This window comes from Nocardia aobensis NBRC 100429, from assembly GCF_000308375.1.
In the GTDB taxonomy this organism is placed as follows: domain Bacteria; phylum Actinomycetota; class Actinomycetes; order Mycobacteriales; family Mycobacteriaceae; genus Nocardia; species Nocardia aobensis.
This window is the reverse complement of sequence record NZ_BAFQ01000070.1, coordinates 1-21,591: the sequence shown is the minus strand read 5'-3', so window position 1 is coordinate 21,591 and position 21,591 is coordinate 1. Positions and strand designations below refer to the sequence as shown.

The following is a 21,591-nucleotide window of genomic DNA, read 5'->3' as shown; positions in this document are numbered from 1 at the left end:
GATCGCCTTCACGATCCCCGGACTGCCGGGCGATCCACACTTCAACGGTCGCTACGACCGTCGCACCGATGTCGTCACCGGCACCTTCACCCAGTCCGGTCACGATCTGGCGCTCACCCTGCACCGCGGGAAAGTGCCGGCCCCGCCGCGCCCGCAGGAGCCGCGGCCGCCGTGGCCGTATCTCTCCGAGGACGTCGGCTACCGCAGCAGCGACGGCACCACCATCGCCGGAACGCTCACCCGGCCACGAGGGCCGGGACCGTATCCGGCGGTCGTCCTGGTATCCGGCAGCGGACCTCAGGATCGCAACGAGGAGATCGCCGGGCACAAACCGTTCCTGCTGCTCGCCGACACGCTCACGCGCGCCGGATACGCCGTCCTGCGCACCGACGATCGAGGCGTGGGCGGCACCGGCGGACAGCTCGACACCTGCAGCTACACCGACCTCACCGACGACATCATGGCCGGGCTGGGCTATCTGCGCAGCCGTCCCGATATCGACGGCAACCACATCGGCCTGCTCGGCCACAGCGAGGGCGGCTATCTCGCACCGCTGGCCGCCACCCGCCCCGACAGCCGGCTCGCCTTCGTGATCATGATGGCCGGGCCCGCGGTGTCCGGCTCGGAGGTGCTGCTCGCACAGAACCAGCTGCTGCTGCGCAGCGAGCACGCCGACGCCGACGCCATCCGCAAACAGGTCGGCTACATCACCACGCTGACCACGTTGATCCGCACCGGCGACGACGAGCAGGTCCGCCGCTTCGCCACCGAACACAACGACTCACTACCCCCGGAGCAGCGACAGTCACAATCGGCGCTCGATCAGCTGACCACGCCGTACTTCCGAGCGCTGGTCGACTACGACCCGGCACCGGCCCTGCAGGCGCTGCGCATTCCGGTGCTGGCCTTCTACGGAACCAAGGACGTGCAGGTTCCCGCCGCCCAGAGCGCCCCGGCCGCCCGGGCGAACCTGGCGGGCAACCCGAATGCCGACGTCCACGTCTTCGACGGACTCAACCATCTGATGCAGCCGGCCGACACCGGCAGCCCGAAGGAATACCCGACCATCGAAACGACGATCGCGCCCGAGGTGCTGAACTACATCACCACCTGGCTCGGCAAATACGTCACACCGGTGCCGTAGCGATCCGGGCGGCGCCTCAGACGAGGTGGAGATACGTGTCGCCACTGAACACCGTGCGGTAGATGTCCCAGCCACCACTGATCTTCTTCCCGCCTTCACCGTCCTGCCACGTCGCGGTGCCGTCCCGCCAGCCGGCGTGGCGATACCACTGCAGATCACCGTTGGGCTTGATGCCGTAGATCGCGCCGTCGTAGCCCGCGAACACCGTGTCGTAGATGTCCCAGCCACCACTGATCTTTATCCCGCCCGCACCGGCGGTCCACCTGGCGGTACCGTCCACCCAGCCGTCATGCCGATACCAGTGCAGATCACCGTTCGGCTTGATGCCGTAGATCACTCCGAGGTAGCTGCCGAACACCGTGTCGTAGATGTCCCAGCCACCACTGACCCTGTTACCGCCCGCACCGGCGGTCCACCTGGCAGTACCGTCCACCCAGCCGTCGTGGCGATACCACTGCAGATCACCGTTCGGCTCGAGGCCGTAGATCACGCCGCGACCGATGCTGAATACCGTGCGATAGATGTCCCAGCCGCCGCTGATTCTGTTGCCGCCCGCACCGGCGGTCCAATAGGCGCCGCCGTCCTGCCATCCGTCATGGCGATACCACTGCAGATCACCGTCCGGTTTGACTGCGTAGATCACGCCGCTGTCGCGGCCGCTGAACACCGTGGGGTAGATGTCCCAGCCGCCACTGATCTTCTTTCCGCCCTCACCTGCCGTCCAATAGGCGCCGCCGCTCTGGACGCCGTCGTGGCGATACCATTGCAGATCGCCATCCGGCTTGATTCCGTACAACGCAGTGCCGACAACCGTGGTCATTTCCGTTCCTACCTTTCTCCGTCACGAGTGAGACTGCTGTCGTCATGTCGACGACGTCGCGGCTGCCCGGCCAACCTTCGGCGATGATTTCAGGACGCCGGGCCGCGAACACCCGTAGTCGACTACTCGTTTTCGGGACATAGCCGACAAATTGCGGCCGTCGGCATACGTCACCCCCGGTGCCCCGGCGGGTAGCGGCGCGCAGAGCGACTTGACACAGTGAGGGGGTGGGAATCTACAACGAGCGGGTGCTGCCGCGGTTGATCGATCGGGTGTGCGGAGTGGCGGCCAACGAGCGGTTGCGCCGCCGGGTGTGCGCCGGGTTGCGCGGCCGGGTGGTGGAGATCGGTTTCGGCTCGGGACGCAACGTGCCGTTCTATCCCGCCGGGGTGAGTCGCGTCAGCGCCGTGGAACCCGCGGATCTGGGGTGGCGGCTGGCGGCGAAACGGGTCGCGGACGCGCCGGTGCCGGTGGAGCGGGCCGGGCTGGACGGACAGGCATTGCCGTTCGCGGACAACAGTTTCGACTGCGCGCTGTCGACGTGGACGCTGTGCACCATTCCGGATGTCGCCGTCGCGCTGCGAGAGGTGCGACGAGTTCTGGTGCCCGGCGCCACTTTTCATTTCGTCGAGCACGGTCTGGCGCCGGATGCGAACGTGCGCAGCTGGCAGCATCGGCTGGATCCGATCCAGCAGGTGATCGCGGGTGGCTGCCACCTGAACCGCGATATTCGCGGATTACTGGACGAGGCCGGCTTCGAGATCACCGAGCTGGATCGGTTCTACGATTCTCCGGCGCCCAAGACGTTCGCCGCACTGTCGCTGGGTGTCGCCGTCTCGCCCTGACAATTCGATATCGGAAAAAGCCGGCGACCGAAGCGAATTCGGCCGCCGGTCACGCACTACCGGTGTTCGCCGGTCGCCGCGGGCCAACCGCCGTACGGTACGGTCAGCAATTCCATATAGTGACCGCTGGGGTCGAGGAAATAGATTCCGCGACCGCCGTCGTTGTGGTTGATCTCGCCTTCCCGGCTCTGCTGCGGATCGGCCCAGAACGGCAGCCCGCGATCCCGGATCCTCGCGTAGGCCGCGTCGAATTCGGGTTCGGAGACCAGCAGGGCGTAATGCTGCGGCTGAATCTCGGTGATATGCGGCGGTACTCGGGCGAAGTCGAAGGTGACGCCGTTGTGCACGGTGACCGGAATGAACGGACCCCACGGCGTTCCCACACTCAACCCCAGAATATCGGCCCAGAATTGCGCCGATTCCCGATTGTCACGACAGCCGACAATGGTGTGGTTGAACTGGATGGACAGGATTTCTCCTCTGATAGTGACGATCCCGACCCCGGACCGGTACTCGTCGGCCTACGGGAGCATCGCCACGAATCCGACATTAACCCAGCAGGTCCCGCCGTGCCAAGCGCCGGGATCGCCGCAGCGCGTCCCCGGTGAAGACCGCCAGAGCCGTCCAGATCAGCCCGAATCCGATCCAGCGCGAGGCCGGCATCGGTTCGTGGCCCACCAGCACGCCCCACGCCAATTGCAGTGCGGGAGTGAGATATTGCAGAATCCCCATGGTCGACAGCGGCACCCGCGATGCCGCGAAGGCGAACAGCAACAGCGGGATCAGCGTCACCGGTCCGGTGGCGACCATCAGGGCGGTGTGGCCGGCCCCGTGCCCGAATTCGGCGTCCCCGCGCACGCCCAGCGCGATCACGACCGCCAGCGCGAACGGCGCGGACACCACGCCCTCGGCGGCGACGCTGCGCATCGGGTCGACCCGGATCACCTTCTTCACCAAACCGTAGGTGGCGAACGAACAGGCCAGGACGAGCGCGATGACCGGCGGCTTGCCGTAGTCGACGGTCAGCACCACCACCGCGGCCCCGCCGAGCCCGAGCGCGACCCACTGCGGCCACACCAGCTGCTCCCGGAACAACACCACGCCGAACAGGACGGTGACCAGCGGGTTGATGAAATAGCCGAGCGCGCATTCCACCACGTGCCCCGAGGTCACGCCGTAGACGTAGGTGCCCCAGTTGATCGAGATCGCCGCCGCGGCGACCGCCGCCAAGCGCCACGTACGGCCGTCGATCGCCCCCAGTTCGCGCAACCGCCCGGCCGCGAGCAGCAACGCCAGCACCACGACCAGGGTCCACAGAATCCGCTGCGCCAGGATCTCCACCGGCCCCGCGAAGTCGAGCAATCCGAAGAAGGCGGGAAACATTCCCCAGATCAGATACGCCCCGGCGCCGACCGCCACCCCGCCGCCGGTGAGTGACCGCCCGAACCGCCACCGCGCCGAGCCGCCCGCGCCGGACAACTCCTCCGTACCGCTCACCGATCCACGCACCCGCACGTGCGGCACGCTACTTCCGTCCGGCAACATCTGTCGAGCGGGTTTCGGACGGCGCTCTGGTCAGTGCGGAAGGGACAGGGTCTGCTCGTGCGGCAGCCGGACCACGCCGTCGAGGTAGCGGTGACAGCGGCCGGTCAGCAACACCCGGGAACCGCTCACCGTGCACCGCAAGCGGCCGGTGCGGGCGGACAACTGGCGGGCCGATAATTCGCTGCGGCCGAGATCGCGGGCCCACAGCGGTGCCAGCTGGGCATGCGCCGAGCCGGTGACCGGGTCCTCGTCGACGCCGACGCCGGGGGCGAAGAAGCGGGAGACGAAATCGCAGCGCTCGCCGGTCGCGGTAAGGATCACACCGCGCCGCAGCGCCGGGAAGGCGGAGAAACGGGGGCGAGCTTGGCGCACTTCGGCTTCGGTGGCGACCACGACCACCTCGTCCTGGCCGGTCAGCACCCGCACCGGCCGCACCCCGAGCGCCGCGATCAGATCCGGATCCGGGACGGTGTCCACCGATTCCACCAGCGGCAGGTCGAGCTCGAGCTCCGCGCCGTCGCGTTCGACGCCGAGCCAGCCGCTGCGGGTGAAGAAGTGCAGCCGGTCGGCGGTGGGATGCATATCGTCGAAGATCTGCGCCGCGGTGGCGAGGGTGGCGTGCCCGCACAGGTCGACCTCGGTGGCCGGAGTGAACCAGCGCAGCCAGAACGCCGGGCCGTCACCGGGCGGCAAACCGGCCTCCACCGGCAGCGCCGAGGTGTAGAAGGCCGTCTCGGACAGCCGGTTCTCCTCGGCCAGCCGCTGCAGCAGCTCGTCGGGCAACCAGCCCAGCAGCGGCATCACCGCCGCCGGATTACCCGTGAAGGGCGCATCCGCGAACGCATCGATCTGATGCAGCAGGACCTCCATACTGCCGAAGGTACCCGCGTTGCGAATCGATGCGTGGCACAAGGACGTTCACGGCGCGCCATACCATGCGACCAGTTGACGCGCCGTCGAGGCTCAGTCCTTGTGCCCCAGGGGCTTACGGCCCGGTGAATCCGGGAACAGGTGCCGCTGTTCGCCGGTCACCATCGCGGTGATCCACCACGCCACCTCCACCAGCACGATGCCGACGGCGCCGCAGGCGAATGCCATCCCGGTCAGCTCCGCGTTCGACGGGTCGAGTTTGAAGAAGTGGCGGGTGAACGGCACCGTGAACAGGATCAGATAGCCCGCGACCGAACCGGCGATGAGCAGGATCTTCCACCAGTTCCACGGCCGCGCCACGATCGCCAGTACCCACACCGCGATCACCAGCAGCGTGATCAGCGCCGTCGTGCCGATCTGCATCTCGCGTGCCTCGGTCGGCAGGCTCTGGTCCGCGCTCCAATAGGCGATCAGGTAGGCGATGAAGGTCATCACCCCGATCACCGTGCCGGAGGGGATCGCCAGCCGCAGCACCCGCGGCACGAAACCCGTTCGCGCCCTTTCGTTGTTGGGGGCCAGCGAGAGGATGAAGGCCGGGATGCCGATGGTGAACCAGGCGGCGATGGTGACGTGGCGCGGCAGGAACGGATACGACAGCGGGGCGTAGTCGAAAATCTGCGATCCGATGCCGGCCACGCCGACCAGGAAGGCCAGCAGGACCGAGTACACGGTCTTGGTGAGGAACAGATTCGAGACGCGCTCGATATTGCCGATCACCCGGCGGCCCTCCCCCACCACGTACGGCAGGGTGGCGAAACGGTTGTCCAGCAACACGATCTGCGCGACCGCGCGGGTGGCCGGACTGCCCGACCCCATCGCGACACCGATATCGGCGTCCTTGAGCGCCAGCACGTCGTTGACGCCGTCGCCGGTCATCGCGACGGTGTGCCCGCGCGACTGCAACGCTCCCACCATGGCCCGCTTCTGATCCGGGCGGACGCGGCCGAAGGCGGTTTCGCGGTCCAGCACATCGGCCAATTCGCCCTGGGCGGTGGGCAATCGGCGCGCGTCGACGGCATGGTCACCGCCGGGCAGGCCGAGCGAGGACGCCACCGCACCCACCGACACCGCGTTGTCGCCGGAGATCACCTTGATCGAGACGTCCTGGCCGGCAAAGTAATCCAGTGTTTCGCGCGCATCCGGGCGCACCTTCTGTTCCAGCACCACCAGCGCCTGCGGCGTCACCGTGCCCGGCGCGTCCGGATCGTCGACGGGCCGATCCGACGAAGCCAGCAGCAGCACCCGCAGACCCTGCGCGCCGATGTCCTGCGCGGTGGCGGCGATGCCGGAATCGGGATCGAGCAGCACGTCCGGTGCGCCGAGCAGCCAGTTGCCGTGCTCGCCGTAGGAGAGACCGCTCCACTTCTTGGCCGAGCTGAACGGCGCGACCGCGGTGGACGACCAGCCCGGATCCTCGGTCATGGCGTCGGCGATGGCGAGCACGCTGGCGTTGGGACGCGGATCGTCGTGGGCGAGCGCGGCCAGCACCGAGCGCAACCGCTGTTCGGGAACATCGCCGACCACCCGCAGCTCCGACAGCCGCATCCCGTTCTCGGTGAGGGTGCCGGTCTTGTCCGCGCACACCACGTCGACCCGGGCCAGGCCCTCGATCGCCGGCAACTCCTGGACCAGGCACTTGCGCTGCCCCAGCCGCACGACGCCGACCGCGAACGCGATCGAGGTCATCAGTACCAGGCCCTCCGGCACCATCGGGACGAGCGCGGCGACCATACCGTTGAGCGCGTGCCGCCAGCTCTGGTGGCTGGAGAACAGCTGGTTGTAGATGGTGACCAACCCCGCCGGAATCAGCAGGTAGGTGATCACCTTGAGGATGGTGTCGATACCGCTGCGCAGTTCCGAGTCGACCAGGGTGAATTTCGACGCCTCGTCGGCCAGTTGCGCGGCATAGGCGTCCTTGCCGACCTTGGTGGCCCGGTAGGCGCCCGATCCGGCGACCACGTAACTACCCGACATCACCTTCGCGCCGACCGTTTTGTCGATCGGATCGGCCTCACCGGTGAGCAGGGATTCGTCGACCTCGAGCAGTTCGCATTCGACGACCTCGCCGTCGACCACGATCTGGTCGCCGGGACCCAGTTCGATCAGATCGTCGAGCACCACGTCCTTCGGGCCGACCTCGGTGGCGGCGCCGTCGCGGCGCACGACCGGCTTGGCCTGGCCGACGATGGCGAGTTTGTCCAGGGTCTGCTTGGCGCGCAGCTCCTGCACGATGCCGACCACGCTGTTGGCCACGATCAGCAGGCCGAACATGCCGTCGATGATCGATCCGGTGGCCAGGACCAGCACGAACAGGACGCCGAGGATGGCGTTGATCCGGGTGAACACATTGGCCCGGACGATGTCGGCAACCGATCGGCTCGCACGATCCGGCACGTCGTTGGTCTGCCCGTCACGAACACGCTGTGCGACCTCGGCCGCGGTCAGACCCGGTGCGCGCGCTTGCTGCTCGGTGATCGACATGTCCGACAGCCTAGAGCGTTTCCGGCGAATCGGACGGCATCCGGTCCGGGGCCCGAGACGGGCAACCATCCGGCATCCGGCCGGGTGCGGTGCGCGGTTCAGCGATCGATGATGCGGCGGGTGAGCGCGACCAGATCGTCACCGCGCAGCCGCGGATATCCGTGCAGCAGCGCGACCCACTGCGGTGGGATCGCCGAGGCGCCCCAGCGGGCGCCCAGTAATCCGCCCGCGATGGCGGCGGTGGTATCGGTATCGCCGCCCGCGCGCACGGCCGCTTCCAGCGCGGCCGGTAGGGATTCGGTATGGGTGATCGCCCACCACGCCGTCTGCAGCGCGTGCACCACCCAGCCGTTCTTCGGAAAGTCCGCGGGAGTGCCGGATTCGGCCTCGTCCAGCAGCGCGGCCCAGAAATCGGCGTCCACGAAGGCCAGGCCGCCGCGCACGCCGTCGTAGTCGCCGTAGAGCACGGCATGCCGGATCGCCCACGTCCACAACACGCATGCCTCGCCGGCCCGCACGTCGCTGTGGGTGAGTTCGCTCACCGCCCGGGCGGCGCGGGCGCAGTTGTCCGGATCGTCGAGATAACACAGGGCCACCGGCGCGGTGCGCATCAGCGACCCGTTGCCGCCGGTGAGACCGTCGAGTTCGACGGAGCGGCGGCGCATATCGGCCGCGTCCGAGCTGCGCCACTGCAGCACCTGACTGGTCTGATAGCCGACGTCCTTGGGGCGGCTGTCCCACCAGCGCACGAACTGGCGGGCGACGGCGTCCAAACCCGCCGGGTGGTGCAGCGCACCGTGTTCGGCGGCCGCCAGCGCGACACCGACCGCCATCGCGGTGTCGTCGGTCCACTCCCCCGGCTCCCACCGCAGTGAGCCACCGCCGCGCATCTCGATCACCGAATCCGCTGCCGGATGGGTGAATTCGTAACCGGCGCCCAGTGCGTCACCGGCGGCGGTCCCCAGCAGCACCCCCTGCGCCCTGTCTCGCAGCCCCGCGTCTCGATCCACCGGCACATCCTCTCCCCTCGCCTGCCTCGATTATGCCGGGTGGCACCGACAGGGCCGGTCCGGATTCAGTGGTCGGGGATCGGGCCGTCGTCGGGTCCCGGCGCCACGACGTCGACGTGTCCGGGCAGGAGCGGCAAGACCGCGAACGCACCCGCGGAGGCATCCGGTGGCAGCGCCTGCACACTGCGAATCCCGCTGCGGGAGGCCAACCCTCGCAACTGCGCGAGGGTGCCGCGGACCACCAGATTCACCGCGCAGGCGCAGCCGGAGTGCAGGCGCGCGGCCAGCACCGCCGCGAGGCGCCGAGTGCGATCGTCGTCGGCTTGCACGTGATCCATCGCGCCCGCGGCCGCAGACTGCGCCGCCCGCAGCGCGGCGGTCCCGGCCGGAACCGGCACCGTGATCACCGGGGTGTACACGCGGTCGATCGGAACGTGGTAGAGCACCTGCGAAATACGCAGTCCCGCACCGATGTCGACGACGGCGTCGGTGGTCAGCCCGGTGCTCGCGGTCGCCAGGGCCCAGCGGGGCGCGGTATCCGCGCCGGACAGCGACTCGTGCGCGCGCTCGAGATAGCCGGCGACGCGTTCGCCGGAGTCCGGCCCGAGCCGGTCGGTGCCGAGGATCGACGCGCGCGGCGGCCGCGCCCAGCCCAACGCGACGATGGCGATCAGCAGCACCACCACGACCACGAAACCGGCTGCGGCGCGCCACTTCTCGTTCACCGCACGCATCCGTCACACCGTGCGCAGCACATCCAGGGCATGCTCCAGATCGTCGGGGTAGTCGCTGGTGATCTCGATCCAGCGGCCGTCGGCGGGATGGGCGAAGCCGAGACTGCGCGCGTGCAACCACTGCCGCTGCAGACCCAGCCGCTCGGCCAGCCGCGGATCGGCGCCGTAGGTGAGATCACCGCAGCAGGGGTGGCGGATCGCGGAGAAATGCACGCGGATCTGATGGGTGCGCCCGGTTTCCAGATGGATGTCGAGCAGGCTCGCGGCCTGGAACGCCTCGACGGTGTCGTAATGGGTGACACTGGGCCGGCCGTCGGCGGTGACCGCGAATTTCCAGTCGTTACCGCGGGCCCGCCCGATCGGGGCGTCGATGGTCCCGCTGGACGGATCCGGATGTCCCTGCACCAGCGCGTGATACCGCTTGTCGACCGTGCGTTGTTTGAAGGCCCGCTTCAGCACCGTGTAGGCGTGCTCGGACTGCGCCACGACCATGACCCCGGAGGTGCCGACGTCGAGCCGGTGCACGATGCCCTGGCGTTCGTGCGCGCCGGAGGTGGAGATGCGGTAGCCCATCGCGGCCAGCCCGCCCACCACGGTGGGACCCGACCAGCCGACTCCGGTGTGCGCGGCGACGCCGACCGGTTTGTCGACCGCGACGATGTCGTCGTCGGCGTAGAGGATCTTCATCCCCTCGACCGGGGTGGCCTCGACGGTGAGTTCTCGTTTCGGTTCGGGGAACTCCACTTCCAGCCAGGCTCCGGCCACGAGCCGATCGGACTTCCCGGCCGCGGTGCCGTCGATCTGCACCGAACCGTCCTCGGCCAATGCGGCGACCGCGGTCCGCGACAGGCCCAGCAGCCGCGAGAGTCCGGCGTCGACCCGCATGCCGTCCAGACCGTCGGGGATCGGCATGGCTCGTGTCTCTCTCATTCGCCCGCCTTCCCGTCATCGTCGTGGCCGGCGCGGGTGCCGTCGGGTTCGAAACCGAACACCGTCAGCACCACCAGCAGAATCGCGCCGCACACGATCGAGGAATCGGCGACGTTGAACACCGGCCACCATTTGGTGACGGCGATGAAGTCGATCACATGCCCCTGCAGCGGGCCGGGCGAACGGAACAGCCGGTCCACCAGATTGCCCAGCGCACCACCGAGAACCAGGCCGAGACCGATCGCCCAGCTCAGCGAGCGCAGGGTGCGGCCGATACGGATCACCCCGATCACGACGGCGACCGCGATCAGGGTCAGCAGCCAGGTCATGCCCGTGGCCATCGAGAACGCCGCGCCGGAATTGCGGATCAGGGTCAGCCGCACCACGTCGCCGATGATCGAAATCGGTTCGCCGGGCGTCATCTTCGCCACCACCAGGGCCTTGGTGCCCAGATCCACGGCCAGCACGACGGCCGCGATCAGCAGCAGCCACGGCAGGCGGCGCGGGAACGCCGCCGGGGCGCCGGACATCCGCGCGGCCGCCGAATCCGCACCGGTTCCAGCGGCGCTCGCGGTCGCGTCCCCGCCGCTGCGGTCCGACGCGGGCCCCTCCTGAGCTGCCGAGTCCGAGCCGCCCGCTGCCGGAGCGGAACCCGCGCCGTGGTCGCGCGCGCCGGATTCGTCGTCGCGATCGGCGCCCCGATCCGCCGCGGACGCGCGCGGGGGTTCGTCGGGATCGTCGAGGTGCTGCTCACGCGGCCGGTCCGTATTCACAGCTAGCCATCATTCCTTATCACGTCACCACCGGTTCGCGGTGCCGTCACCCGGCACGTGGCCGGGCCGGAGTCAAAGCTGTTTTTCAGGAACCGGTCGTACCCTGATCGGCGTGACGGTGTTGTCTTCCCACTCCTGCGCCTCGGTAACCGGTCTGCGCCCCGCGGGTGCGTCCGGCCGGGGCCCGAATCCGCGTGCGGCGCGCTCGGGAGTGCTGTTGATGGTACTGGCGGTGACCCTGTCCGCGCTCGGCGTCGGTTGCAGCGACGGGACCGAGGCCACCAGCGACGCCGAGGTGGAGCCGTCGGGTTTCGGCAAGGAGGTCACCCTGCCGATCTCCGCCGCGGTCGCCACCCTGGTCACTCCGGGCGAGGAACCGCACGCTCCGCTGCGCCCGGCCGTCCGGCCCGGCACGTCCCAGCAGGTGACCCTGCGCACCGACCACCACTTGGAGCAGCAGATTTATGATGGGCTCCCCAGCGACTTCTCGTCACCAGCCATCGAGATCCCCCTCACGGCGCATGCAGGGCGCGACGGTGTCGACCTGGCCGTAGGCACACCCACCTCGCCCGATCCCACACTGGCAGAGCAATTACTCCATGCCGACGGCTCACATGTCGGCTTTGTGATGAGCGATGCCGGCGCGATCACCAGACTCAGTTTGACAACGACACCCGACACTCCCGAGGCCGCCCGGGCGGCCCTGGAGCGCGCATTGGTCCAGGTCGTGTACCACTCCCTGACCTTCCCTGCCGAACCGGTCGGACCGCACGCGGTGTGGAAGGTGCACCAGCAGGTGGTGGGGGACCTCCAGCCCAACGAAGCGAATCAAGTGACGACGGCGACACTTACCAGGCGCGAAGGAAACGTCCTCACTATCGGGCTGGATATCACGCAGACACCGAAATCGACTGAGTGGCAGTTGCCCAACAACACAGGCTCGCTGGACATCGTCAACTACGTGATGCGCGGGACGGGCACAATCGTGGTCGACCTCGGCCTTCCCTTGCCGGTTGCCGGCACGGTGACCATCGACGGCGGACTGGTTTACCGGGAATCGCACAGCGGTGGACTGCTCCGACAGGACATCAGTACCCGGGTTCAGTGGGGCGGATGAGGCGTACGTACTGGGTGCTCCCGCTGGTGTGCCTGTCAGCATGCGCGTCCCCGCACACTGAGACGACGTCGGATCTCGGTCCTGTGGTCGACCCGCCTCGGGTAACCGCACCGCCCGTCACCGATTCCGCAGAGTTGCAGGCGAAGTTGCTCAGCCCCGCAGACCTGCCAGCGGGCTTCACACACCTCGAGGACGGCTCCGGTAGCAATGGAGCGACGACTCCTGATCTTTCCCGAACGGACCCGGCCCAGTGCTCGAATGTCCTACGGCCGGTGGGGGACCAGTTCTCCGGCGCCATCTCGCGAGCGACGACGAGTTACTCGGATCCTAACTTTGCCAGCATCGATATCGACGCCGCAAGCTACGCCGACGACGGTGCGGCGCAAGCTTTCTCGTCGATCCAACAACTCCTCCGGCAGTGCACCGAGTATTCCGGCACCGACGCGGATCGGAACTCGCTGAGCTATCGGATCGACAAATTCCAGCAGCCCCCCATCGGTGATGTGTCTGTCGCATTCGAAGTCCGCACCAGCAGTCAAGGTATGTCACTGTATTCGGCGGCGACTTTGATCATGGTGGGCAGCAGTGTCGTGCAGATCGCCGAATCTGCACCACAACCGATCGATCCCAGCGCGTTCCATGACCTGGCCGAAAGACAGGTTCATCGCTTCAAAGGCATACAAGGCCCGTGACCTTGCTGTCGTAATTCATGCCTGCGGTAGAGCTGGTACTCGCTCCGTACGAGTGAGCGAGTACCAGCGAAACGGTCCCTATCTGCAAAGATCCGGATTGACAAACCCGCCGCGATGCGGCGCCTCTGCTTGAGCCTTGTTCTTTGCGTCTTGCACAGCCTCCGCTGGAGTCCGACCGTGACCAGTAGCCGTCAGGGCGCCCGCGGGACTGCCGTCGTTCAAGAACACCGGGCATGTGACGGAGACCTCGACGTCTGCTGACGCTGTTCCCACCCCAATGCTTCCCAGGATGCCGACAGCGAGAGCTCCGGTGAGCCCCACGATGCGGGCAGCGCGTCCGAGCACCGTGGTGTCGGCATTAACAGCAACCATGGATCGTTCTCCCCTAACAAATCATTTCTCACCGTGATGCTGCCGCCGATCGCGATCAACCACGTTCTACGGTGATTACGGCGACGCCAACATCGTTACGGCGCAGGCCTTTCTGTTCCTGCGATCTGTTAGACGCACCGGATGCTGAAGCGGTTCCCTGGTCCGCCTCAGCCCCAGGCGGTGTTGATGTGGCCCGGATTCCACATGCCGCCGTGAGTCTCCCGGGTCACCGTGGGCACCGCGGCGGTCGCGGAGGTGTCGCGCGGGGTCAGCCGCTGCAGCTCACCCCAGTCCCGGCGCCAGTCGTCCTTCAGATAGGTGGCCAGGGTCTGCGAGCTCAGCAACTGCTGGCTCCAGCCCAGCGGGCCGCCGCCGTCGTGGCTCTCCCACAGTGTGGTGTCGTGTGCGGCGGTGCGGTCGGGCAGGATGCGCCAGTTGGGAACCTGCGCGATCCCGTCGCGGTGATCGTAGGGCCGCTGGCACGGGAACTGCAGTCCCACCGCCCAGTCCAGCAGTACCGGACTGTGCGAGCCCACCATGTCCTGCAGGGTCGTGGTGCGCGGGACGCGTGGCGGTGTCAGCGCCAGCCACTGGTTGGGATCGCGGCTGCTGTCCTGGGCGACGATGCGGATCACATCGGCCTGCGGCGGGATCTGACCGAACGGCACCCGCAGGTTGCGCCACGACGGCGTCGGCCCGATATCGACGGGGATCACCGAGCCCAGCGGATGCGCCGCGGCCGGTGAATCGCTGGTGCCGTATTCGATCTCGACCCGCTGGCCGGGGGTGACCACACCGTCCTTGTCGATCGAGCGGATGCGCCCGGCCGCGGTGATCGCCACGATCCCGGTGCGCTCGGCGGCCGGGGGCAGCCGGTACCAGCCGGTGGTGAGTTCGGCCGGATCCTGCTGGCCGGCGGTGCCCAGTTCCGGAGTGGTGGCCGAGTCCAGGCCGTACGGCAGTGGCGCACCGGCGGTCTGGGTGCCGGCCTCGCCCTGGTTCTTCCCGCTGTCGAAGGCGCTGGAGATACTGCTGCTGTTGGTCGGCTCCCCCTCCGGGGTCAGATCGCCGACCCCGTTGGGCACGAATCCGGTGGCGCCGGCGGTGAACGTCGTCTGCGGATCACCGGTCAGCGGCGCCAGCATCGAGGCGTTGGGATCGGTTTCGACGAGTACGTCGTCGGCCAGTCCGCACGGTTCACCCAGTACCGCATCCACATTGGAGCGGGCCAGCGAGAACGCCGGATACTGGGCGACCGCGCCCTTGGCGAACGAGGCCATCTCGAACACCACCAGCAGCGCCGCGGCCACGGTCAGCGGCGGAATCTTCGCCCACCGCCACGCCGGGCGCGAAATCCGGTGTGGCGTACCGGGTTCCGGTGCCCGCACATGCCACCATCCGGCCAGTGCCAGCAGCACCACGGCCACGGCGAGGAAGAGCTTGCTCAGCCCGAAGCCGTGGATCGAGGGCGGCTTGTCCCACCACGGAATGCCGTAGCTGGACACGTACCACCATTCGTTGACGCTGGTGAAGATCTGCGCCATCACCAAGGCGACCACGGCGCCGAACAACGCCCGGTTGCGCGGTGAGCGCATCACCCGCGGGCCGACCGCGACCGCGGTCAGCACCGCCACCGCACCCGCGAGTCCGGCGTACACGCCGTTGTGGTGGGTGAATTTGGTGGGCGTGGTGGCCATGAGCAGCATCGACGCGAAGGTGATGCCGAGCAGCCGCCGCGCCGGCCCGCCCGCGGTGAACGGGATGCGCCCGCCCTTGCGCAGCAGGACGAACACGCAGACCAGCAGGCCCAGCCACATCGCCACCATGCCGAAGCGGCGCCCGATCGAACCGTCGGCGGTCGGCATGAACAGCCACTGATAGTTCAGGTAGTCGTTGTACCAGGGGTCGGACGGGCCGACCGCGGTGTGCACGCGGCGCATCTCGAACATCGCCGAGAGCGGCTGCACCGAGAACGCGAAGGCCAGCACCAAGGCTCCGGCCGCCGCCAGCGGCGCGAGCAGGGAACCGTAGCCGTACAGCACGGCCCAGCGGGAGCGATGATCCCCCGTCTGCGGATCGGCGGCCAGCTCGCGCGCCCGGGCGCTGCCGAAGCGGAACACCGATCGCATACCGGCCAGCAGCGGCGCCACACAGATCACGCCCGAGGGCGCCGCGGTGAAACTGAACGCCGCCACCAGGATCGCGATCGCATACGGCAGCAGGCGCCGGGTCGCGATGGCGCGTTCGACGAAACACCAGGTGAGCAGCACACAGACCGCGATCACGGGTTCCGGTCGCAGACCGTTGTTGTAGGGCAGCCAGACCGCCAGGAAGATCAGCGCGCCGGTCCACACCGCCACCCGGTCGTGACGCACCGCCACACCGAGCCGCGGAATCACCTCCCGGCTCAGCGCCAGCCAGGTCACCACACCGGCCAACAGCGTCGGAATCCGCATCCACGGACTCGCGGTACTGATCTCGGTCATATGCGCGATGATGTCGTACGGCGGTGTGCCGACCGGGTTTTCGGGCACGCCGAAGAACCGGAAGTAGTTCGCCATATATCCCGACACCAGCGACGCGCGCGCCATGCCGAACTGATAGCCGTCGTCGGAGGTGGTCGAGCCGATGAAATGCCAGATCACCAGTCCGCCCAGGACCACGGCGTCGACCGGGCCGAAGCTCCACCACCGCTGCGGCAGCCAACGCCGGATGCGGCGGCCGTCGAGCCGGTCCAGGCGGAACAGCGCGGCAAGCGCGATGAGGGTGAACGCCACCGCCAGCACGGTCGCGATCCGCTTGAGCACGGTGGGCACCACCGAGAATCGGCTGTCGACCTGGGCGGTGACGCTGGTTCCGGCGGCCCGGGACAGGTCGCTGTACACGCCCACCAGCTGCGGGCGCCAATCTCCCTGCAGTGTCACCGGTTTCACATCGGCGCCGGTGAAAGTGGCTGTGGTGTGCGAGATTTCGGAATGCACGGTGAAGGCGCAGTCGCCGCCGAGCCGGTCCACCGGCACACTGGCCAGGGACTGGTTGCGCAGCACCGCTTCGAACTGGCCGGGCTTACCGTCGGTTCCGGGCCGGACCCGCGCGACGAAACCGTATCGCTCCAGGTCCGGGGCGCCGGACGGCATGGTCGCGGTCAGTGTGGAGCCCTCCGCGGGCAGCTGTGCGAGCGCCGCGCACGGGACGGTGGCGTCGAAGGTCAGCGGTGCGTAGGAGACCAGCGGCGCGTCGATGCCGCGGGTCGAGCCCTGCTGCGGCCACGACAGGGTGGTGTGGTCGACCTGCACCGGCAACAGCGGTACCGCGATGGCGCAGAGGGCGCCCAGGAGTCCGGCGATCAGCGCGATCGGCTGGGCCCAGCGAGCGAGTCGTGACCGGTCGACCCGGTGTCCCTGTCCTGCCGCGGGCGTGTCGTCCGCCCTCACCATCGTGTCGGTCACGGAGGCAGATGCTAGCGCGGGGCCTCCGGAACGAACGAAGTCGTCCGACCTTTCTCAGTCTTTGTTTAGTTTCGTTGTGCGTCCGTCACGACCCAGCGCCTCGTCATCGTGCCTGGTCATCACGCTGGGAACGACTCGGGCCGGCGTTCCGCGCGGAACGCCGGCCCGGGCCGGTACGACGAGAACTACTCGCACGCGGGCGACTGCTGGCCCAGGTTCTTCAGGCCGGCGCAGGCCCAGCTCTTCTGCAGCTTCCAGCTGTTGTCCTGGGCGACGAACGGCACGTCGGCCTTGGTCGGCGCACCGCCGTTGACGGAGAAGTCCACCTTCGCGGTCAGCGTGTCGCCGCCGAGATACGCCACATCGGTGACGTTGATCTTGGCGTTGTTCTGCTGGTACGCGTCGGTCAGCTTCTGCATCATCTCGGGATCCTTGGCCAGGGCGTCCTGGCCGTCCTCGAGCCACTGGGCCTTCTGCGCGGCCGGCACGCCCGGGTCCAGCGCCTGCGCCAACTCCGAGTTCAGATCGGCGACCGTGGGCACCGGCGGCACGTTGGCGGCCGAGGTGGCGGCGGCCTTGGTCGTGGTGGACTTGTGGCTCGAGTGCTTGTCACCGCTGCCGCAGGCAGACATGCCGAGCGCAGCCACGACAGCCAGGGTGGCGACCGCGATGCGTCCAGTCATCTGAAGCTTCAATGCTCGTCCTTTGCGTTCGAGTTGGTCTGGTTCCGTTCACGTGACAGCTCCCACCCGACCGGCGGCAGTGCACGAGTGGCCTCACGCTACCCGCCAAATTTCAACGAAGACTAAGGAGCGGATCGGCCGGGGTGAGATCGTCATCGTCGGCAGCGAACGTATACGCCGGGCCCGGCCCTGTCGAGCGGGTCTCGAATCGGACGGTGACCCGCCCGTGCCCGCTGCCCTGTACCCAGCCGTGACCATACCGGGGATGGCCGACATCGCGTCCGGGATACCAGAACTCGGTGGTGTAGGAGCGGGTCGGCGGCGGCACGACCGGCTCATCCGCCGGCACCGGCCCGGCGATCGGTTCCTCGAAGACCGCGTCGCCCACCGCGCCGGTGTCGCGATCCAGCTCGGGGAACAGCGATTCCTGCCGCACCGCCGACAAACCACCGAATCCCACGCCCACCAACCGAATCGAGCCCAATTCGACGGGATCGATGGCCGAGCGCTGGGCCGCCGCGGTGAGCGTGGCCGGATCGGTGGTGGCGTAGGGCAGGGTGAGCGAGCGCGTCACGATGCTCATATCGCTCTTCTTCAATTTCAGGACCACCGTGCGGGCCGCGCGGCCGTCGCGCAGCAGCCGCCGGTGCGCGGCCTCGGCCATCGCCTCGATCGCCGGACGCAGCTGCGCCAGCGTGACGATGTCGGTCTCGTAAGTGGTTTCGGCGCTGATCTGTTTGGCCTCGGCTCGCTCGGCGACCGGTCGTTCGTCGATACCGCGGGCGAGCCGGTGCAACGCCGCGCCGGCACTGCCACCCAGCAGCGACGCCGCCTCCGGTTCGGGCAGGGCCGCGAACGCGCCGACGGTTTCGATGCCCACCGAACGCAGCCGGTGTTCGGCCACCGGCCCGATCCCCCACAGTTTGCGCACCGGCAGCCCGGCCAGCAGCGCCTGCTGTTCGGCCGGTGAAATCACCCGCACCCCATCGGGTTTCGCGAGTCCCGACGCGATCTTGGCCAATTGTTTGCCGGTGCCGGCGCCGACGGAGGCCACCAGCCCGGTTCGCTCCCGCACCGATTGCCGCAGCTGCTCGCAGAATTCGCGCACCTGCGCCGCGTTCGCCCCGGCGAGTTCGGCGGGCTCACCGAACGCCTCGTCGAACGACAGCGTCTCGAGCACCGGAATCCACGACCGCAGGGTTTCGAAGACCTGCCCGCTGACTTCGCCGTAGACCACCCCGCGCGGCGGGATCACCACCGCGGTGACGCCGACCAGCCGGCGCGCCTGATGCATGGGCATCGCCGACCGGGCGCCGAAGACCCGCGCCTCGTAGCTGGCGCCCGCGACCACGCCGCGGCCGCCCATCCCGCCGACGAGTACGGGCCGGCCGCGCAATGTCGGACGAGTCAACTGTTCGACCGAGGCGAAGAAGGCATCCATATCGATATGCAGCACCCAGCGCCGCGCCACCACCGTGTCGGCTCCGAAATTGCTGTCGGGTTCCTGTGCGTGCAGATGCACTGCCGACCCGCCCCCGGCACCCGCATCGACCCCGGCGGATGCCCGCTGACCAGGCACGAGACGGCCGGTAGCCGCGTCGGGGGCAGAGTGCATACTCGGAAATCTACGCGTGGGGACCGACATATCCGGCAGCGGAAGTGTGTGATGATCGGTTCATGACCATCCGCAAGGCAGTGATCCCAGCCGCCGGCATCGGCTCCCGCCTGCTGCCGCTGACCAAGGCCATCCCCAAGGAGATGCTGCCGGTCGGCGACAAACCGGTGATCGAGCACACCGTGCGGGAGCTGGTAGCTTCCGGCATCACCGATATCACGATCGTGGTGAGCGGCGGGAAGTCCCTGATCCAGGACCATTTCCGTCCCAATCCGGCATTGGTGGCGCAGCTGCGCGCCGACGGTAAGGCCGCCTATGCCGACGCCGTGGAAGAGGTCGGCGAACTCGGCCGGCTCGGCCACATCACCTATCTGGACCAGCACGGCCCCTACGGCAACGGCACGCCGGTGCTCAACGCCGCCCGCGCGCTGGGCGACGAGCCGATGCTGGTGCTGTGGCCCGACGACGTCTTCGTCGCCGAGGTGCCGCGTGCGCAGCAGCTCATCGACGCCTACAACAAGACCGGCTCGCCGGTGCTGGCGTTGATGCCGATGGATCCCGCCGACTCCCAGCGTTACGGCGTGCCGGTGGTCGAGGATTCCTACGAGCCCGGCCTCATGCGCATCAGCGGGCTGCGGGAGAAGCCGAAGCCGGAGGACGCGCCCTCGGCCTATGCCGCGATCGGCGGATACGTCGTCACCCCCGGCATCGTCGACGAGCTGCGCAAGCAGGTCGACCAGTGGTACACCCACCACACCGGCGAGGTGTATCTGACCGACGCCATCAACGTGTTCGCCGCCTCGAACCCGGTCTACGGACAGGTGATCCGCGGCCGCTGGTACGACACGGGCAATCCGGCGGACTATCTGGTCGCCCAGTTCGCCTCCGCGCTCAGCCACCCCCAGTACGGGCCGCTGCTGCGCGATCTGTGCAACGAGTGAGGCGCTGAGCGCCGCGACGATTGTCGCGGCGGAGATCCGCACCCGCCACCTCCGGGGACGGGCGTCGACGAACGGCGGCGTTCAGCCGCCGTCCGCCGCGTTGTAGCGCTCCAGATAGGCGGCGAGCCGGGCGACGTCATGGTCGTCCCAGTCGCGGAAGCGTTCGTTCACCGCGGCACTGCGCGCCCGCTCCGAGTCGGCCGCGACGCGCCGGCCCTCCGGCGTGGCGTGCAGGACGTGGTTGCGGCGGTTGGCCGGGTCGACCTCCTTGACGAGGTAGCCCTGCTTCTCCAGCGCCGCTACCTGTCTGCTCATCGTGGACTTGTCGAGCACGAAATACTCGGCCAGTTCGGCGGCGAGGCAGCCGTCGCGCGCGATCACCAGATCGAGAATGCTGTAGGCCACCAGCGGTAGTTCCGGATGTAGTTCGGCGGCACGCCCGCGGGCCCGACGGGCGAACGCGGTGAGCTCGCGCTGGATTGTCTGAATCGCCACACTGCGGGACGGGTATGGCTGCGACCCCTTCATGGTTGTATAGTACAACAAACGATAGTTGTATTTACCAACCTTTGGAGTGACGATCATGTCCCTGCACCAGCTTCGGCACATGGCCGGGCATCTGCTGACCCCGTTGCTGATGTGCCTGGGCATGGGCCTGGCCTACCTGGGCGCCTTCCACCAGCCCGAACCCCACCATGTGCAGGTCGCGATCGTCGGCGACAGCCCCCAGGTCAAGGTGATGGCACAGACGCTGAAGGACCGGGCCGGCGACGCGCTCGACGTCGTCACGATCGCCGACCGCGCCGACGCCGTGAACAGGTTGCGGCACCGCGATCTGGCCGGCGCCTTCGTCTCCGACGCGCAATCCCCCGAACTGCTTGTCGCCGAGGCGAATTCGGATACCACCGCCATGGCCGTCGAGACGGTGTTCGGCGCCGTGACCGCCCAGCAGAATCTGCCGCTGCGCACGACCGATATCGCGCCCACCGCCTCGGGCGATCCGACCGGACAGGGCCTGTTCTTCGTCCTCGTCGCGCTCAGCATCGGCGCCTACGGCAGCGTCGCCGCGATCAGTGTCGCCGGCGCGGGCACCCGCATGGCCGTGCGGGCGCTGACCGCGGTGGCCACCTCGTTCGTCGTGAGTGTGATCGGCATCGTGCTGGCCGGCCCGGTCTTCCACGTCGTCGACCACGACTACGCCTCGGTCTGGGCGATGGGCTGGTTGTACGCCGCGGGCATCCTCTTCATCGGTATCGGCCTGCACCCGTTCCTGAAGCGCTGGACCACGCTCGCGATGATGGTGCTGTTCGTGATGCTGAACTTCACCACCTCCGGTGGCATCTACCGACCCGAACTGCAGAACGGCTTCTTCGGTGCCCTGCACTCGTTCTGGAACGGCGCGGGCTTCGTCGAGGGCGCCCGCAGCCTGCTCTACTTCGACGGCAACGGCGGCCTCGGCGGCCGGATCGCGAGTCTGGCGCTGTGGTTCGCGGCCGGTGTGGTGCTGGTG

19 protein-coding genes are annotated in these 21,591 nt (G+C 68.2%); 6 read left to right on the top strand and 13 right to left on the bottom strand.

Annotation, left to right across the window (positions count from 1 at the left end; all coding sequences use genetic code 11):
• On the top strand, window positions 1-1,144 hold a 1,144-nt coding region (locus RJ03_RS09695; protein ID WP_051024510.1), incomplete at its 5' end, for an alpha/beta hydrolase family protein.
• A 16-nt stretch (window positions 1,145-1,160) separates the two neighbouring features.
• Here the strand turns inward: RJ03_RS09695 and RJ03_RS09690 are convergent.
• On the bottom strand, window positions 1,161-1,964 hold the full coding sequence (locus RJ03_RS09690; RefSeq protein ID WP_036500409.1) for a tachylectin-related carbohydrate-binding protein: 804 nt from the start codon (window positions 1,962-1,964) through the stop codon (window positions 1,161-1,163).
• A gap of 227 nt (window positions 1,965-2,191) precedes the next feature.
• On the opposite strand from RJ03_RS09690, the gene RJ03_RS09685 reads away from it, so the two are divergent.
• Complete coding sequence (locus RJ03_RS09685; protein WP_036500407.1) at window positions 2,192-2,809, top strand: class I SAM-dependent methyltransferase; 618 nt, start codon at window positions 2,192-2,194, stop codon at window positions 2,807-2,809.
• Between the two features lie 56 nt (window positions 2,810-2,865).
• On the opposite strand, the gene RJ03_RS09680 is transcribed toward RJ03_RS09685, so the two are convergent.
• From RJ03_RS09680 to lspA, 8 genes are all read right to left on the bottom strand, one after another.
• A complete protein-coding gene (locus tag RJ03_RS09680) occupies window positions 2,866-3,279 on the bottom strand; it encodes a VOC family protein (RefSeq protein ID WP_036500406.1) in 414 nt (137 codons plus the stop codon).
• 79 nt (window positions 3,280-3,358) lie between these two features.
• A complete protein-coding gene (gene rarD, locus RJ03_RS09675; protein WP_051024511.1) occupies window positions 3,359-4,288 on the bottom strand; it encodes an EamA family transporter RarD in 930 nt (309 codons plus the stop codon).
• Between the two features lie 96 nt (window positions 4,289-4,384).
• On the bottom strand, window positions 4,385-5,224 hold the full coding sequence (locus tag RJ03_RS09670; protein WP_036500405.1) for a PhzF family phenazine biosynthesis protein: 840 nt from the start codon (window positions 5,222-5,224) through the stop codon (window positions 4,385-4,387).
• Between the two features lie 93 nt (window positions 5,225-5,317).
• Window positions 5,318-7,765, bottom strand: coding sequence for a cation-translocating P-type ATPase (locus RJ03_RS09665; protein WP_036500403.1), 2,448 nt, complete (start codon window positions 7,763-7,765; stop codon window positions 5,318-5,320).
• Between the two features lie 98 nt (window positions 7,766-7,863).
• The gene (locus tag RJ03_RS09660) at window positions 7,864-8,775 is read right to left on the bottom strand and encodes an ADP-ribosylglycohydrolase family protein (protein ID WP_036500423.1); all 912 of its coding nucleotides are present in this window, start codon (window positions 8,773-8,775) and stop codon (window positions 7,864-7,866) included.
• Between the two features lie 65 nt (window positions 8,776-8,840).
• Window positions 8,841-9,509, bottom strand: a complete 669-nt coding sequence (locus RJ03_RS09655) for a hypothetical protein (RefSeq protein ID WP_051024509.1) — start codon at window positions 9,507-9,509, stop codon at window positions 8,841-8,843.
• Between the two features lie 3 nt (window positions 9,510-9,512).
• On the bottom strand, window positions 9,513-10,439 hold the full coding sequence (locus tag RJ03_RS09650; RefSeq protein ID WP_036500401.1) for an RluA family pseudouridine synthase: 927 nt from the start codon (window positions 10,437-10,439) through the stop codon (window positions 9,513-9,515).
• Window positions 10,436-10,969 (bottom strand): signal peptidase II, encoded by a 534-nt coding sequence (lspA, locus tag RJ03_RS09645; protein ID WP_063820352.1) that lies wholly within the window; start codon window positions 10,967-10,969, stop codon window positions 10,436-10,438. Before lspA ends, RJ03_RS09650 begins: the two co-directional genes overlap by 4 nt.
• A gap of 475 nt (window positions 10,970-11,444) precedes the next feature.
• Between lspA and RJ03_RS09640 the strand changes: the two genes are divergently transcribed.
• On the top strand, window positions 11,445-12,329 hold the full coding sequence (locus RJ03_RS09640; protein WP_245552229.1) for a hypothetical protein: 885 nt from the start codon (window positions 11,445-11,447) through the stop codon (window positions 12,327-12,329).
• A 272-nt stretch (window positions 12,330-12,601) separates the two neighbouring features.
• Window positions 12,602-13,021, top strand: a complete 420-nt coding sequence (locus tag RJ03_RS35550) for a sensor domain-containing protein (RefSeq protein WP_051024507.1) — start codon at window positions 12,602-12,604, stop codon at window positions 13,019-13,021.
• A 539-nt stretch (window positions 13,022-13,560) separates the two neighbouring features.
• On the opposite strand, the gene RJ03_RS09630 is transcribed toward RJ03_RS35550, so the two are convergent.
• The 3 genes from RJ03_RS09630 to RJ03_RS09620 all read right to left on the bottom strand — a co-directional run bounded on the left by RJ03_RS09630 (window position 13,561) and on the right by RJ03_RS09620 (window position 18,966).
• Complete coding sequence (locus tag RJ03_RS09630) at window positions 13,561-16,830, bottom strand: arabinosyltransferase domain-containing protein (protein ID WP_086007216.1); 3,270 nt, start codon at window positions 16,828-16,830, stop codon at window positions 13,561-13,563.
• A gap of 197 nt (window positions 16,831-17,027) precedes the next feature.
• Window positions 17,028-17,525 carry a WKL family lipoprotein gene (locus RJ03_RS09625; RefSeq protein WP_104363133.1) on the bottom strand — a complete coding sequence of 166 codons (498 nt, stop codon included), beginning with the start codon at window positions 17,523-17,525 and terminating at the stop codon, window positions 17,028-17,030.
• A gap of 112 nt (window positions 17,526-17,637) precedes the next feature.
• The gene (locus RJ03_RS09620) at window positions 17,638-18,966 is read right to left on the bottom strand and encodes a DNA polymerase IV (RefSeq protein WP_232329394.1); all 1,329 of its coding nucleotides are present in this window, start codon (window positions 18,964-18,966) and stop codon (window positions 17,638-17,640) included.
• A gap of 236 nt (window positions 18,967-19,202) precedes the next feature.
• On the opposite strand from RJ03_RS09620, the gene RJ03_RS09615 reads away from it, so the two are divergent.
• Complete coding sequence (locus tag RJ03_RS09615) at window positions 19,203-20,081, top strand: UTP--glucose-1-phosphate uridylyltransferase (RefSeq protein WP_036500395.1); 879 nt, start codon at window positions 19,203-19,205, stop codon at window positions 20,079-20,081.
• 81 nt (window positions 20,082-20,162) lie between these two features.
• Here RJ03_RS09615 and RJ03_RS09610 read toward each other — a convergent pair whose 3' ends face one another.
• Window positions 20,163-20,609: a MarR family winged helix-turn-helix transcriptional regulator gene (locus tag RJ03_RS09610; RefSeq protein ID WP_051024506.1), complete on the bottom strand. Its 447-nt coding sequence runs from the start codon at window positions 20,607-20,609 to the stop codon at window positions 20,163-20,165.
• A gap of 55 nt (window positions 20,610-20,664) precedes the next feature.
• On the opposite strand from RJ03_RS09610, the gene RJ03_RS09605 reads away from it, so the two are divergent.
• Window positions 20,665-21,591: ABC-2 transporter permease (locus RJ03_RS09605; protein WP_245552230.1), on the top strand; the 927-nt coding region annotated here is incomplete at its 3' end.